The 12,506-nt window shown below is 56.9% G+C and carries 17 protein-coding genes and 1 tRNA gene; 12 read left to right on the top strand and 6 right to left on the bottom strand.

The features are described from left to right. Positions 1 to 18 precede the first annotated feature (18 nt). Positions 19 to 606 (top strand): imidazoleglycerol-phosphate dehydratase HisB, encoded by a 588-nt coding sequence (gene hisB / locus QZ517_RS04900; RefSeq protein WP_294223062.1) that lies wholly within the window; start codon positions 19 to 21, stop codon positions 604 to 606. Between the two features lie 55 nt (positions 607 to 661). Here hisB and QZ517_RS04905 read toward each other — a convergent pair whose 3' ends face one another. Continuing rightward, on the bottom strand, positions 662 to 1,294 hold the full coding sequence (locus tag QZ517_RS04905; RefSeq protein WP_294223064.1) for a DUF2306 domain-containing protein: 633 nt from the start codon (positions 1,292 to 1,294) through the stop codon (positions 662 to 664). A gap of 96 nt (positions 1,295 to 1,390) precedes the next feature. Here QZ517_RS04905 and QZ517_RS04910 point away from each other — a divergent pair, with 96 nt between their 5' ends. Beyond that, positions 1,391 to 1,996, top strand: a complete 606-nt coding sequence (locus QZ517_RS04910; RefSeq protein ID WP_294223066.1) for a TetR/AcrR family transcriptional regulator — start codon at positions 1,391 to 1,393, stop codon at positions 1,994 to 1,996. 82 nt (positions 1,997 to 2,078) lie between these two features. Next, positions 2,079 to 2,717, top strand: a complete 639-nt coding sequence (hisH, locus tag QZ517_RS04915) for an imidazole glycerol phosphate synthase subunit HisH (protein ID WP_294223069.1) — start codon at positions 2,079 to 2,081, stop codon at positions 2,715 to 2,717. A 75-nt stretch (positions 2,718 to 2,792) separates the two neighbouring features. Here the strand turns inward: hisH and QZ517_RS04920 are convergent, their stop codons facing one another. Beyond that, complete coding sequence (locus tag QZ517_RS04920; RefSeq protein ID WP_294223072.1) at positions 2,793 to 3,518, bottom strand: AraC family transcriptional regulator; 726 nt, start codon at positions 3,516 to 3,518, stop codon at positions 2,793 to 2,795. A gap of 95 nt (positions 3,519 to 3,613) precedes the next feature. Between QZ517_RS04920 and QZ517_RS04925 the strand changes: the two genes are divergently transcribed. Next, entirely contained in the window at positions 3,614 to 4,150 is a 537-nt protein-coding gene (locus QZ517_RS04925) for a peroxiredoxin-like family protein (RefSeq protein ID WP_294223075.1), read from the top strand. Between the two features lie 66 nt (positions 4,151 to 4,216). Here QZ517_RS04925 and QZ517_RS04930 read toward each other — a convergent pair whose 3' ends face one another. Further along, positions 4,217 to 4,609 (bottom strand): DUF2147 domain-containing protein, encoded by a 393-nt coding sequence (locus QZ517_RS04930; RefSeq protein ID WP_294223077.1) that lies wholly within the window; start codon positions 4,607 to 4,609, stop codon positions 4,217 to 4,219. Positions 4,610 to 4,779: 170 nt separating this feature from the next. On the opposite strand from QZ517_RS04930, the gene hisA reads away from it, so the two are divergent. The 7 genes from hisA (at position 4,780) to QZ517_RS04965 (ending at position 9,982) form a co-directional block, all read left to right on the top strand. Further along, positions 4,780 to 5,502 (top strand): 1-(5-phosphoribosyl)-5-[(5-phosphoribosylamino)methylideneamino]imidazole-4-carboxamide isomerase, encoded by a 723-nt coding sequence (hisA, locus tag QZ517_RS04935; RefSeq protein WP_294223080.1) that lies wholly within the window; start codon positions 4,780 to 4,782, stop codon positions 5,500 to 5,502. Beyond that, positions 5,499 to 5,810, top strand: a complete 312-nt coding sequence (locus tag QZ517_RS04940; protein ID WP_294223083.1) for a hypothetical protein — start codon at positions 5,499 to 5,501, stop codon at positions 5,808 to 5,810. The genes hisA and QZ517_RS04940 overlap by 4 nt, the downstream gene beginning before the upstream one ends. A gap of 69 nt (positions 5,811 to 5,879) precedes the next feature. Next, positions 5,880 to 6,347, top strand: a complete 468-nt coding sequence (locus QZ517_RS04945) for a DUF2867 domain-containing protein (protein ID WP_294223088.1) — start codon at positions 5,880 to 5,882, stop codon at positions 6,345 to 6,347. Positions 6,348 to 6,425: 78 nt separating this feature from the next. Beyond that, a complete protein-coding gene (gene hisF, locus QZ517_RS04950; RefSeq protein WP_294223091.1) occupies positions 6,426 to 7,223 on the top strand; it encodes an imidazole glycerol phosphate synthase subunit HisF in 798 nt (265 codons plus the stop codon). Further along, positions 7,220 to 7,537 (top strand): phosphoribosyl-ATP diphosphatase, encoded by a 318-nt coding sequence (locus QZ517_RS04955; RefSeq protein ID WP_294223095.1) that lies wholly within the window; start codon positions 7,220 to 7,222, stop codon positions 7,535 to 7,537. Before hisF ends, QZ517_RS04955 begins: the two co-directional genes overlap by 4 nt. A 67-nt stretch (positions 7,538 to 7,604) precedes the next feature. Continuing rightward, the gene (locus QZ517_RS04960; RefSeq protein WP_294223098.1) at positions 7,605 to 8,141 is read left to right on the top strand and encodes a hypothetical protein; all 537 of its coding nucleotides are present in this window, start codon (positions 7,605 to 7,607) and stop codon (positions 8,139 to 8,141) included. Between the two features lie 107 nt (positions 8,142 to 8,248). Beyond that, positions 8,249 to 9,982, top strand: coding sequence for an ATP-binding protein (locus tag QZ517_RS04965; RefSeq protein ID WP_294223100.1), 1,734 nt, complete (start codon positions 8,249 to 8,251; stop codon positions 9,980 to 9,982). Here QZ517_RS04965 and QZ517_RS04970 read toward each other — a convergent pair. From QZ517_RS04970 to rlmB, 3 genes are all read right to left on the bottom strand, one after another. Next, positions 9,979 to 10,446 (bottom strand): CoA-binding protein, encoded by a 468-nt coding sequence (locus QZ517_RS04970; protein ID WP_294223102.1) that lies wholly within the window; start codon positions 10,444 to 10,446, stop codon positions 9,979 to 9,981. The genes QZ517_RS04965 and QZ517_RS04970 overlap by 4 nt on opposite strands. Before the next feature lie 248 nt (positions 10,447 to 10,694). Beyond that, positions 10,695 to 10,925, bottom strand: coding sequence for a hypothetical protein (locus tag QZ517_RS04975; protein ID WP_294223104.1), 231 nt, complete (start codon positions 10,923 to 10,925; stop codon positions 10,695 to 10,697). 227 nt (positions 10,926 to 11,152) lie between these two features. Continuing rightward, positions 11,153 to 11,938, bottom strand: coding sequence for a 23S rRNA (guanosine(2251)-2'-O)-methyltransferase RlmB (gene rlmB, locus QZ517_RS04980; RefSeq protein ID WP_294223106.1), 786 nt, complete (start codon positions 11,936 to 11,938; stop codon positions 11,153 to 11,155). Between the two features lie 137 nt (positions 11,939 to 12,075). Between rlmB and QZ517_RS04985 the strand changes: the two genes are divergently transcribed. Next, positions 12,076 to 12,159 (top strand) — tRNA-Tyr (locus tag QZ517_RS04985). The last annotated feature ends 347 nt before the right edge of the window (positions 12,160 to 12,506 follow it).

A 12,506-nucleotide genomic window follows, 5' to 3' on the forward strand; every position in this document is an offset into this window, starting at 1 on the left:
TCAGCGAAGGATGACCAGATGCGTCAGGCAAGCGTGAGCCGCACCACTGCGGAAACCAAGATCACCGTGGAGATCAATCTCGACGGGACCGGCACTTATGACAACCAGACCGGCGTGGGCTTCTTTGACCACATGCTGGATCAGCTGTCGCGCCACAGCCTGATTGACATGACCATCCGCGCCGAAGGTGATTATCACATCGATGACCACCACACGGTAGAGGATGTGGGCATCTCGCTGGGTCAGGCGCTAACCCAAGCACTCGGTGACAAAAAAGGCATTCGCCGTTATGCAACCTGCCACCTGCCGATGGATGATGCGCAAGTGCGGGCCAGTCTTGATCTGTCCGCGCGTCCGTTCCTGATTTGGAACCTGGAGATGCCAACCCAGAAGATTGGCACTTTTGACACCGAATTGGTGCGCGAGTTCTTCCAGGGCTTGGCCACCCACGGCGGCATCACCCTGCATGTGGACCAGATCCACGGGTTCAACAGCCATCACATTGCTGAGGCGACCTTCAAAGCCGTGGCGCGTGCATTGCGTGACGCGGTGGCAGTGGATCCCCGCAAGGCAGACGCCATCCCCTCCACCAAAGGCGCGCTTTAAGTCGCCTTATTTACCAAGATGTTTAAAAAGCCCGCACTGCGCGGGCTTTTTTGTTTTACGCAGGTTGTGCGGAGCTTGGCGAAAGCTCTCTTCGGATCAGCCATTCCGCAACAAACATGTTTGGCACCCAGCAGGCCCAACAGATTATCGGGTATGCGCTGTCCATGCCCACGGTGAGTTCACCTATGGGCAGGTAGAGCCGCAGGGTGACGGCGGAGAGCGTCAGGGCGGCGGATCGGATCATCCAGCGGCGGTGCGCCGGAATGTTGCGTTGAGTGGCCAGGTAGATGGCCACGGCGGTGGTGCTGAGCCAGGCCACCGCTAGCGATGCCAATCCAGAGGCCGCAATCGGCCCCATCTCGGTTTGGAAGGCGAGGAAGAAGCCCGACAAACCAGAGAGCAGGATCATCACACCGTAGAGACGTCCCAGCCAACGGTGCAGTCTTGGGCGGCGGAGGCGCAGTTTTGTGCTGAACTGCAATGGCAACAGCGCCAGTGCGATAGGAGCCAATGCAATGTGGCCATAAAGCAGGATCGGACGCTCCAGCGCGTGGTGCAACATAAACGGCATCACCAAAGCAATGTCGGCAATCAGGAACCGCATCGACGCCAAGGCGATGGCAATGGCAAGGAACCACAAAACTGGCAGGCTGCGCGGCAGCAGCGGGCGTTTGGGGATGGGGTACATGGGACACTCCGATCAATTTGACACTGTAAAGTTAATCTTGACACTGTAAAAATCAGAACAGCTTGACACTGTCAAGTCCCGGGGTAATGTGCGCCTATGACCACAGCAAAAACCCGCCACCACCACGGAGACCTCAAACGCGCCCTGATCCGGGCGGGCATTGATTTGTTGGAAGAAGGTGGGCTGGAAGCGCTGAGTTTACGCAAATGTGCCGCGCGCGCTGGCGTGTCTCATGCGGCTCCTGCGCATCACTTTGCCGGGCTGCCGGGGTTGATCACGGCCATTGCTGAAGAAGGTTTTGACATATTTTCCAAATACATGACGGAGGCAATTGATGCTGGAGAGCAGACTGACCGCGCCCGTCTGCGCAGCATATGCCGCGGTTATTTGCAGTTTGGTCTCGGTCACAGTGGGTTGCTCAAAGTGATGTTTGGCGAACACGGGTTGGGCGTGCATGCGCCGCGTAGCGACAACCGCGAAGAAGCGGAAGCGTACCTGATCCTGCGCAGCGTCTGTGCTCCGTTTGTACCGGAAGGTGAGGACCCGCACATCGTGGAGGCGCAGGTGTGGTCGCTGATTCACGGGTTCACATTGCTGTATCTTGGTGGCGAGTTTGGTTGTACCGACGCGCCGATCGAAGACAGCCCATTTGAAGCGGTCATGGCATTGATTGACCGGATTGGCACACAAGCCACTGGCTAAACGCCGCCCCTGCCCCGCAGCCTCTTGACCCGCGCGGCGTTTCGTTTCACTTGGAAGCGACACTAAAAATGGGACCAAGATCATGCTCACAGCGATCATCGACTATGAAAGCGGCAACTTGCACTCTGCCGAAAAAGCCTTTCAACGGATGGCCGCAGAGGTGCACGGCGGTGAGGTTGTTGTGACCTCAGATGCCGATGTGGTTGCCAAGGCGGACCGACTGGTGCTGCCCGGTGACGGCGCCTTTCCAGCCTGTGCAGCAGAACTGCGCGGTCACAAAGGCATCTATGATGCGATGGTCGAGGCGGTGGAAGGCAAAGGCCGGCCGTTCCTGGGTATTTGTGTGGGCATGCAGCTGATGGCCAGCCGAGGCCATGAATATGAGCTGACCCAAGGGTTGGGCTGGATCGAAGGTGACGTTGAGAAGATTGAGCCAAGTGACGCCAGCCTAAAAGTGCCACACATGGGCTGGAACAATCTGGTGATTGACCACCCGCACGCGCTGCTCGATGGCATCAAAAGCGGTGACCACACCTATTTTGTGCACTCCTATCAGTTCCATGTGACCAAGCCGGAAGAACGTTTGGCGCATGTGGACTATGGTGGAGACGTGACCGCCATCATCGGGCGCGACACCATGGTCGGCATGCAGTTCCACCCGGAAAAGAGCCAGGACATTGGCTTGCGCATGATTGGCAACTTCCTGAAATGGACGCCCTAAAGGCACACATGGGAGGGGCCAGCCCCTCTTGCGCCTATGCGCAATTCACCCCGAGGTATTTGGGGAAGAATAAAGCTAGGCCGCGCGCAGGGCCGTGGGCGCAACTCCGTGGGCCTTGCGGAAGGCGCGCGTGAAACTCTCCGGACTGGCGTAGGCATAGCGGCGGGCTACGGCGTCGACGCGGTCGCCACGGGTGATGTCCTGATGCGCCAATATCAGCCGCCAGCGGCGCAAATACCCCATGGGGGTTTCGCCTACTATTTGCGCAAAGAGTTCGGAGAAGCGCGACAAGGACAGTCCAGCTTCTTGGGCAAGATCTGCATTGCTCCAGACCCGGCCTGGAAAGTCGTGCATCGCAACAATTGCCCGGCTGAGGCGGGGATCAGCCAGACCAGCCAGCAAACCCACTTCAGTGGTGCCTTGGGAAATCTGCTCGCGCAGCAAGCGCACCATCAACGCCTCGCCCAAACGATTGATCACCGATTGGGCTCCGCAGCGGTTGGCGCTGGTTTCCTCTGCCATCAAGCGTACCAAGGCGCGACTGTCCTCTTCACCGCTGAGATCGTAACGTACCTCATCCGGCAAAGCCGCCATCAAAGGGTTGGACAGCCCCATCCAATCCACTTGTGCGGCAAAGAGCACTTCACCTGCGCAAGTGGTCATGCAGGCACCGCGCGTGAAAAACACCACCCGCGCCGGGGTGCCATCGGCACCGGCTTTGGCAATCAGATTGGCCTCAGGCAGCGTGGCAGGATGCACGGTGAGGTGAAATTTCTCAACAAGTGTGGTCAGGCGGTCCATTTGAGGCTTTCGGAGTTTTGGCACGATCAATCGGATTTAATTGACACAGAAACCGACAATAAGTCCAGCAAGCACAAATTCAAGAGGACAATCCTATGCTGATCCCCCGCCAAAGAACGCCAAACCTGACTCTGCCACTTGTGGGTGGTGGCACTTTTGATCTCTCCGCTGAAGGCTCTGAGCGCGGCACTGTGGTGTGTTTCTATCGCGGCCTGCACTGCCCGATCTGCGCCACTTACCTGAAAGAACTGGAAAAGCTGGTCGCCGCGTTTACCGAGCGTGGCGTAACCTGTGTGGCAGTCAGCAGCGATGGCGCAGAGCGCGCTGCTGACATGGCCAAGAAGATTGAAGCCACCGGCCTGCGCGTGGCCTATGATCTGCCGTTGGATGTGGCCAAAGCATGGGGTCTGTACATCTCCACCTCACGCGGCAAAACCTCCATTGGCATTGAAGAGCCTGCGCTGTTCTCCGAGCCGGGTCTGTTTATGGTCAGCCCTGAGCAAGCGCTGTATTATGGCTCGGTGCAGACCATGCCATTTGTGCGCCCGCATTTCAGCGAGCTTCTGGGGGCGTTGGATTTTGCAATCAAAAACGACTATCCGGCCCGTGGTGAGTTCACCGGCGCGGTGTGAACGATCAGAACAGCATAAAAAAAGGCGCGGGATAACCGCGCCTTTTTGTGTTTCTGCAGGCGCGCGTTACTTGACGCGGGTCCAGGATCCGCCGCTGCGGCAGATGCCCAGGACACAGCCGCTCACTGCCAAGGCATTGCCAGAGAGCTGCAACTTGCCTTTGTAAGTCTTGTCGCGGTCCGGCGAGTAGACCTTGCCGCCGCTATAGGCCCCGCCGCCATCCGCGTTCATATCCCAAATGATTTGGCGGCCGTTGTTTGGGCTATCGAGCTCGCTGCCATCCGGATTGAACGATTTGGCCAGAGTGCCGCAGATTTTGCTGCCACAGGCCACAACGTTGATCAGACCATAGTTGCCATTGTCATCCGGAATGGTTTTCCAAGTGCCAAAAATGGGGTCAGCAAAGGCCGATGTGGCCCCAATCAGGGTCAAGGCCGCAGCCATTAGCGTTTTTTTCATCATTTTCCTCCCGAGTATTTGCACAAACTCTGCGACAAGCCTGTGAGTCGCATCAACCCTGACTTTGGGTCAGGGAGTGATGTCTCGCCGCGTTGCAATTTTGACGACACCATGCAAAACCAACCTTAACAGCCGGTTTCGGCGCGACACGACAAAAAGGCCCCTGCCCCATGATCCTTTATCCCGCGATTGACCTCAAAGATGGCAATGCTGTGCGCCTGCTGCATGGTGACATGGACAAGGAAACCGTGTTCAACGAAAACCCAGCCGCACAGGCGTTGGAATTTGTCGAAGCGGGCTGTGAGTGGCTGCATCTGGTGGACCTGAACGGCGCGTTTGCGGGCATTCCGATCAACGCGACGCCGGTTGAGGAAATCCTCAAGCAAACCAATGTGCCAGCGCAGCTGGGTGGTGGCATTCGTGACATGGCCACGATTGAACGCTGGATTTCCAAAGGCCTGTCTCGCGTGATCCTGGGCACGGTTGCGGTGGAAAACCCGGATCTGGTGCGTGAAGCGGCCAAAGAGTTCCCCGGTAAAGTGGCCGTGGGTATTGACGCACGTGACGGCAAAGTGGCGACCAAAGGTTGGGCCGAAGAGACCGATGTCGACGTGATCGATCTTGCCAAGTCGTTTGAAAACGACGGCGTGTGCGCGATCATCTACACTGACATCCTGCGCGACGGTGCGATGAAAGGTCCCAACGTGGACGCCACGGCAGCACTGGCCAAAGCTGTATCAATCCCGGTGATCGCCAGCGGTGGTGTGAGCTCTGTCGACGACCTGAAGGCGCTCAAAAACTGTGGCGCAGCGCTGAACGGCGCAATTTCTGGCCGTGCGCTGTATGACGGCGCGATTGACCTTGGAGAGGCGCTGAAAGTCCTGAAGGCGTGAGACTGCGCCGCAAGATTGCTTATGCAGTACTGACACTGGTGCTGGCGGCCTGTGTGTGGCCAGCCTATTTGGTCTGGTGGGCGCAGCGCACTGCCGAGGCCCATGGCTGCACATTTGGCATGGCGATGCACACCGACGGGTGTTTCGTGAACGGTGAAAACATCGGCGCACAGCTCAATTCGGCTTATTCCAATGCTGGCTTGGTGATCCTGACCATGCCGGTAGGCTTTGTGATTGTGGTGAGCCTGATTGTGATGGTGAGCAAAGACCTGCGTCGCAAAAGCAAGGACGTATCAGGCGAGGCGTGACCTTGTGACGCCTTGGGGTTTGCTTGGTTCTGCCGCAGCTTGGCGGCGCGAACAAATCAGGAGACGCAGATGTCCGTTTCATTCTTTGATGTCACCGCCACGCCCTTGCCCGAAAACAGTCAGCTACACGCCCGTATTGCGCCGGATGATTTTCTGGATTGTTATTGCATTGACAGTGACATGCCACCGCGCCAAGCGGCGGAAATTGTCACCAACTTTCCCGGCTGGGCGCAGATGCTGGCCAACTTGCGCACTGTGTTGGTGAAACCTTTTGGCCTGCGCACCGAAGCCCCCAAAAATCAGGACTGTGTTGGGATTTTCCCTGTGGAAAGTGAGAGCGACACAGAGGTGATTGCCGGGTTTGATGACAGCCACCTGAATTTTAGGGTGTCGGTGCTTTCGCAAGGCGGCAAGGTGTTTGTCGCCACATGGGTGCACCGCAACAACCTGTTTGGGCGGATGTACTTGGCCACCATTATGCCATTTCACATCCTGATTGCGCGGGAGTCATTGGTGCGCGTGGCACGAGCAACCTAGGCGTCCTCCGTCTGAGCAGATTGCACGTTGCGCCGCGCCACGCTAAGGAGGGGCGCAACGCTTTGAGAAAGCTCCGATATGCTGAAAACTCGTATCATTCCCTGTCTGGATGTCGCTGATGGCCGTGTGGTCAAAGGTGTAAACTTTGTTGGCCTGCGCGATGCGGGCGACCCGGTTGAGGCCGCACGCGTGTATGACGCAGCTGGCGCGGACGAAATTTGCTTTCTGGACATTCATGCCACCCACGACAATCGCGGCGTGATGATTGACATGGTGCAGCGCACAGCGGAGCAGTGTTTTGTGCCCCTCACAGTTGGCGGAGGTGTGCGCACTGTGGCCGATGTCCGTAAACTGTTGCTGGCCGGTGCTGACAAGGTGAGCTTCAATTCTGCGGCCGTGGCCAACCCGGATGTGATTGCCGAAGCCGCCGCGCAGTTTGGCAGCCAGTGCATTGTCTGTGCGATTGACGCCAAAACCATTGGCCATGACAACAACGGCGTGCCCAACAAATGGGGTATTTTCACCCATGGCGGGCGGAAAGCGGCTTTGGACAAAAACGGCAATCCAATTGACGCGGTGGAGTTTGCCAAGCTGGTGGTGGCCAAAGGTGCGGGGGAAATCCTGCTGACATCGATGGACCGCGACGGCACCAAAGCGGGTTTCAACCTGCCGCTGACCCGAGCCATCAGCGACGCAGTGAACGTGCCGGTGATTGCATCCGGTGGCGTGGGAACACTTGACCATCTCGTCGAAGGCGTGACCGAAGGGGGCGCAAGTGCGGTTTTGGCAGCATCGATCTTTCACTTTGGCGAATTTACTGTGCAGGAAGCCAAGCAATACATGCACGACGCCGGTATTCCGATGAGGCTGACATGAGTGTTCTAAAAGAATTGGCCGCCACCATTGCTGAGCGCGCCAAAGCAGACCCCGAAAGCAGCTGGACAGCAAAGCTTCTGGCCAAAGGCCCGGAGAAATGCGCTGAGAAATTTGGCGAGGAAGCCATCGAAGCGGTGATTGAAGCTGTGAAAGGCGACCGCGAGAAGCTGACCTATGAGGCGGCCGATGTGCTGTATCACCTGCTGGTGATGCTGGAAGCGCGTGACGTGGCGCTGGACGACGTGCTGGCAGAGCTGGCCCGACGTCAGGGCCTCAGCGGTGTGGCCGAAAAAGCCGCGCGCCCCAAAGGCTAAGCAAACACTTTGGCATTTGCGCGGGTCAGCCTATAGTCGCGCAAAAGTCCAAAGAGGCCTCGAGTTGATGATTGCAAATTTACGGGTGGGACTGGCGCTTCTGGCGGCAGTGGTTTTGGTGGCGTGTGGCGCGCCGCAAGAGAAAGCGCCAGCGGATGTGGCTGGATTGGCTCAAGCGTTGATCGCTCTTGATCCAGCTGTTGACCCCGCCGAGGCCGCTCGTGCGGCGGAGATTTCCTACAATTACTCACTGGTGCTGCGCCAAGACTACAACGTCACCGACAGCGCGCTGATGCACAACGCCAAGGTCAACCAAGGTCGGCGCCCGCGCGGGCTGTGCTGGCATTGGGCGGATGATCTCCAGACCCGCTTGCGTCAGGAAAATTTTCAGACCCTGGACATGCACCGTGCCATTGCCAACCACGACACCATCCTGATCGAGCACAGCACGGTTGTGATGAGCGCCCGTGGCGAAAAAATGCGCGAAGGCATCGTGCTCGATCCATGGCGCTATGGCGGGTATCTGTTCTGGTCGCCGGTACTGGAAGACAGCCGATACAACTGGGAAGAGCGCCACGTCGTACAAGCGGGACGCAAACGGTAAAAAGAAGGGTTTTTCGATCCAAGGTCCACACATGGTAAGCGAACTTTAGGTAAATTTAAGACTCTACGCGTCATCAAAGAAACCTAGGCAACAAGACTGCAGATGTCATGACTACCGACGTTTCCAGAGGTTTTGGCGCTGTGATCAGAAACTACTTCTGGCCGCCGCTGCTTCAAGACCACGGATTTCAGGCCACCCGCGCAAGGCTTTTGTGTGGGTTCTCCGGCATTTTGGGCGTTGTTGCCGCCCTCTATAATCTGTACCTGCACGCCACTGACCCACAGTACGACGTGCCGTTGGCAACCGCATCGATCGTTTTTGTTCTGGGATACTTTCTGACACCTTTGATTTGGCACAAAACCAAGAGTATGGTGTTGAGCACTGTGGCTCTGGAACTTGTGTTCCTTGCCCACACCAATCTTTTGATGTTCAAGGATACTGACTACTTGTGGCGTCAAGAGATCTTCTTGATCGGCCCCCCAGTTCTAACCCTGCTTTTGATCGGACAGCGCGCTGCCTGGATCACTGCGATTGTGGTCACGCTCAATCTCGTCGCAGCGGCCCTCCTACTCGAAGCCTTGCCGCTCAGCGCGGCTTTGGCAACAGCCCTGGTTATCGCAACTCTCATGGTCGGGCTCACTATGTTCCACAGCGAGATCCAGCGCAAAGAGGCGCGCCTGATTGAGCTGCGCGACGAAGCACAGCGTGCGGATCGGGAAAAAAGTGAGTTTTTAGCGAAGATGAGCCACGAAATTCGAACGCCACTCAATGGGTTATCCGGCATTCTTCAACTTCTGGACGAAACGGAGATGACCGAAGACCAAAAATCTCTAGTGGCCACCGGGCGCAGCTCTGGTCGCAGCCTGATGGTGTTGATCAACGACGTGTTGGACTATTCCAAGATTGCCGCACATGGCGTGAGCATTGAAAACATTCCGTTTGCGACCCGCGAAATGCTGACTGGTATTTCGGCCGCACAATCTGGAGCGGCCAAGGCCAAAGAACTCGCGCTGGACATCGAAATTGCCGCCGACGTTCCAGCCTGGATATCTGCCGATCCGACGCGCCTCAATCAGGTGATCACCAATTTGGTTGGCAACGCCATCAAATTTTCCCAAAACGGTGCGGTGACTTTGATGGTTTCAGTGCAAGGTGCGCTGCTACATGTTGCCGTGCGGGATGAAGGCATTGGCCTCACCCAAGAAGCCCAAGCGCGTATTTTTAACAAGTTTGAGCAAGCCAGCTCTGCCACCAACCGCCGGTACGGTGGCACCGGGCTGGGCCTGTCGATCTCCAAGGAGCTGGTCGAACTGATGGGTGGCGAGATTGGCGTGGAAAGCGCGCCGTTCAAAGGTAGCACCTTCTGGTTCACTGTCCCACTGGTGGTTGTCGACGCGCCAAAGGAAACACCCCAACACGCCAGCGCGCCGACCATCACAAGTTTTGGCGGAGTTCAGGCGTTGGTGGTGGAGGACAACCGCACCAACCAGATGATCGTGCGGCGGTTTCTGGAAAGCATGGGGGTTGACGTGGACATGGTGGAGGATGGGCGGCCTGCCCTGCAACGCTGTGCCGCCAAACGCTATGATCTGATCCTGATGGACATTCAGCTGTTGGACATGGACGGCGTGGAGGCCACGGAAATTCTACGGGCGCATCCCGGCCCCAATCAACACACGCCCATCGTGGCACTCTCTGCCAACATCTTGCCGGAGCAAACCAACAGTTACCTGAAAGCTGGCATGAACGCCTGTCTTGGCAAACCATTCCGCAAAGATGAACTTGCAAAAGTGATGGGTGAGCTGGTCAAATCCACAAAAGCCGACAAACCGGCTGCTTAGAGTTTTGACGAAATCACCCCGGTGTTGAAGCCGCCCATGCGCAGCTCGCCAAACAGACGTTGATATTCAATTTTCGGGCAGCGGTTTTGCACCACATCCACGCCACGCGCCTCAGCAACTGCTGCGGCCTCGGCGTGCTCTACGCCAATTTGCATCCAGATTGTCTGTAACGCTGGAAACCGCGCCAAAGCTTCGTCCACAATCGCCGGTACAGCCTCGGACCGGCGAAAGATATCGACCATATCAACAGGGTCCTGAATGGCGCTTAAACTGGGTTGTATGGTGGCGCCAAACAGATTTTTGCCTGCGTGTCCCGGATTCACAGGAATGACCGTGTAGCCTTTGAGCGACAAATACCGCGCCACGTAATAGCTCGGACGCACCGGGTTCATCGACACGCCGACCACCGCGATGGTTTTGCTGCGCTTCAGAATGTCACGCAAAAAGGGATCAGGATATGTCATGGCAATGTGTCTTGTTCCGGAAGGTCTGAATTCACCGCCACCCTACAGAGACACCCCCAGAAAAAAAGCCAAAAAAAAGCGCCCAAGAGGGACCTTGGGCGCAAGTTCGGAACGAGGGACAGTGAAGGGAAACACGGAAGCTCCGTAGTCCGTGTCTCTTACATCACTACGTATGTTCGCAGAATTGGATGTAAAGACCGTGCGAGATTCTCATGAACAAGTGGTTAACAGATTGGGCAGATATCCGCTCAATCAAAGATATCCTCAATCACGTCAAACACATCTTCAAACAGGTCCTTGGCCCATTTCCCGCGTTTCTTCTTGGTTTTTTTCTTCTTGAGGTTGGGCGCACTTTTCCAATGTGGCTTGGCGTTGGCGGCACGTTTGTCCGATTTATGCGCCACTTTGCCTTTGGACTTTGGGGTACGGATGGGATGCGCAAAATGCGCCGGATCCTTGCCCGACGCCGGGCGTGGCATTTGTTTAAGATTGTGCAGAGGCGCGCCACACTTGCTGCAGGCCAGTTCATGGCGGGTGTCGCCAGCCAACACCAACGCGGCGCGGGCACCACAATAACAGCAGGTGGCAATTTTGGATGGATGTGAAATGACGCTCTCCCTCAGCTATAGCACTGCCCAATCCCATCTAGGCACGCGGAGGCTCTGTTGGGAGCCTCCGGCGGGAATTTTTCAGAACGTGTAGGGGATCAGGTTTTGCGTGGCAAAGACGCATACAGCGCCACGGCAGCGGCGTTGGACACATTCAATGAGCCAAAGGCATCCGCAAAGTCAATTTTCACCAGTTGATCCACGGTCTCTTTGGTTTTTTGGCGCAAGCCCGGCCCTTCGGCCCCCAGCACCAGCGCAATAGGTGCATCGTGTCGGTCTGCCAGCGCTGTTTCGATTGTTGCCTCAGCTTCGCCATCCAGGCCCAACACAAGATAACCTATGCTTTGCAGCTCAGTGATTGTGTCAGCCAGGTTGCGTAGACGCAGATAGGGCTGGCGCTCGAGCGCGCCGCTGGCGGTTTTGGCCAAGGCGCCAGTTTCCGGGGCAGAGTTGTGACGGGTGCCAATCACGGCCAAAGCGCCAAAGACTTCGGCGGAGCGCAAAATGGCGCCCACATTGTGCGGGTCGGTCACCCGGTCCAGCAGGATCAGGCGCTGAGGGCGATCATCGTCGGCAATCGCCACGTCCGACAGTTTGCCCCAGTTCAACGGCTTCACCTCAAGTGCGGCGCCCTGGTGCACAGACTGCGGATCGAGCGGCGCGTTGAACTTGCGTGGATCCACTTCCTCAGGCGTCATCCCGGACTCAGCAATGGCTTCCGCCAGCTTGTTGGCGGCATTTTTGGTCACGATAAGGCGCAGCTTTTCCCGCTTGGGATTCGCCAAAGCGTCGCGCACCGCATGCAGGCCAAACAACCAGACGGTTTCCGCCGCATCTTTGCGTTTCTGCTGTTCTTTTTGCACGACCCATTTGGGTTTTTTCATCGCTCTGACACCTTCAAAATAAAGAGGGTTCACCAATGCGGAAAAGAAGCGGCCTCTGCAAGGTATTTTGTGGTTGACGGCCCCAGCCCATGCCAATAAATACCCCTCACACCGAGGCCAGCGCGCCTCAGGAAAGTGGGCGACAGGCCGCAAGGTGTGGCAGGGGACTGTAACTCCCTCGCGGAGACGCACGCCTGGTTCGATTCCAGGGTCGCCCACCACTTTCCCTCTCCCGATGAAAACCGTGGCGCCAAAATCGGCTCTTCACGACCCGGCCGGTGCGCCAAGACCACACTTTTTTGACCAAAAACTAGGGAAACACACTGTTTCCACCCGAATATTAGTTAACGGCGATCCATTCGTTGAATGCAACCGCTTAGCGTGTATAGGCAAACCAGTGATTTCTTTAAAAATCATTACCTTGTGCGTTAGAAGGACTGTCGTTCCATGCTACTTACCCTATTGTTGAGCACATCCGCATTGGCACTGGGTGCCATGGTTGTCACCCCGCAGAGCGATGATGATGTTGAAGGCCCGGATGCCATCACTCCACCGCTGGAACCCACAT

The organism is uncultured Shimia sp., assembly GCF_913054185.1.
In the GTDB taxonomy this organism is placed as follows: Bacteria; Pseudomonadota; Alphaproteobacteria; order Rhodobacterales; family Rhodobacteraceae; genus Shimia.

What these genes read in the sequence shown, in the direction of transcription:
- QZ517_RS04965 (WP_294223100.1), top strand. Translation starts at nt 8,249, where the DNA reads ATGACTACCGACGTTTCCAGAGGTTTTGGCGCTGTGATCAGAAACTAC.
- QZ517_RS04945 (WP_294223088.1), top strand. Translation starts at nt 5,880, where the DNA reads ATGTCCGTTTCATTCTTTGATGTCACCGCCACGCCCTTGCCCGAAAAC.
- hisH (WP_294223069.1), top strand. Translation starts at nt 2,079, where the DNA reads ATGCTCACAGCGATCATCGACTATGAAAGCGGCAACTTGCACTCTGCC.
- QZ517_RS04970 (WP_294223102.1), bottom strand. Translation starts at nt 10,446, where the DNA reads ATGACATATCCTGATCCCTTTTTGCGTGACATTCTGAAGCGCAGCAAA.
- QZ517_RS04975 (WP_294223104.1), bottom strand. Translation starts at nt 10,925, where the DNA reads ATGCCACGCCCGGCGTCGGGCAAGGATCCGGCGCATTTTGCGCATCCC.
- QZ517_RS04920 (WP_294223072.1), bottom strand. Translation starts at nt 3,518, where the DNA reads ATGGACCGCCTGACCACACTTGTTGAGAAATTTCACCTCACCGTGCAT.
- QZ517_RS04960 (WP_294223098.1), top strand. Translation starts at nt 7,605, where the DNA reads ATGATTGCAAATTTACGGGTGGGACTGGCGCTTCTGGCGGCAGTGGTT.
- rlmB (WP_294223106.1), bottom strand. Translation starts at nt 11,938, where the DNA reads ATGAAAAAACCCAAATGGGTCGTGCAAAAAGAACAGCAGAAACGCAAA.
- QZ517_RS04925 (WP_294223075.1), top strand. Translation starts at nt 3,614, where the DNA reads ATGCTGATCCCCCGCCAAAGAACGCCAAACCTGACTCTGCCACTTGTG.
- QZ517_RS04910 (WP_294223066.1), top strand. Translation starts at nt 1,391, where the DNA reads ATGACCACAGCAAAAACCCGCCACCACCACGGAGACCTCAAACGCGCC.
- hisB (WP_294223062.1), top strand. Translation starts at nt 19, where the DNA reads ATGCGTCAGGCAAGCGTGAGCCGCACCACTGCGGAAACCAAGATCACC.
- QZ517_RS04930 (WP_294223077.1), bottom strand. Translation starts at nt 4,609, where the DNA reads ATGAAAAAAACGCTAATGGCTGCGGCCTTGACCCTGATTGGGGCCACA.
- hisF (WP_294223091.1), top strand. Translation starts at nt 6,426, where the DNA reads ATGCTGAAAACTCGTATCATTCCCTGTCTGGATGTCGCTGATGGCCGT.
- QZ517_RS04955 (WP_294223095.1), top strand. Translation starts at nt 7,220, where the DNA reads ATGAGTGTTCTAAAAGAATTGGCCGCCACCATTGCTGAGCGCGCCAAA.
- QZ517_RS04905 (WP_294223064.1), bottom strand. Translation starts at nt 1,294, where the DNA reads ATGTACCCCATCCCCAAACGCCCGCTGCTGCCGCGCAGCCTGCCAGTT.
- hisA (WP_294223080.1), top strand. Translation starts at nt 4,780, where the DNA reads ATGATCCTTTATCCCGCGATTGACCTCAAAGATGGCAATGCTGTGCGC.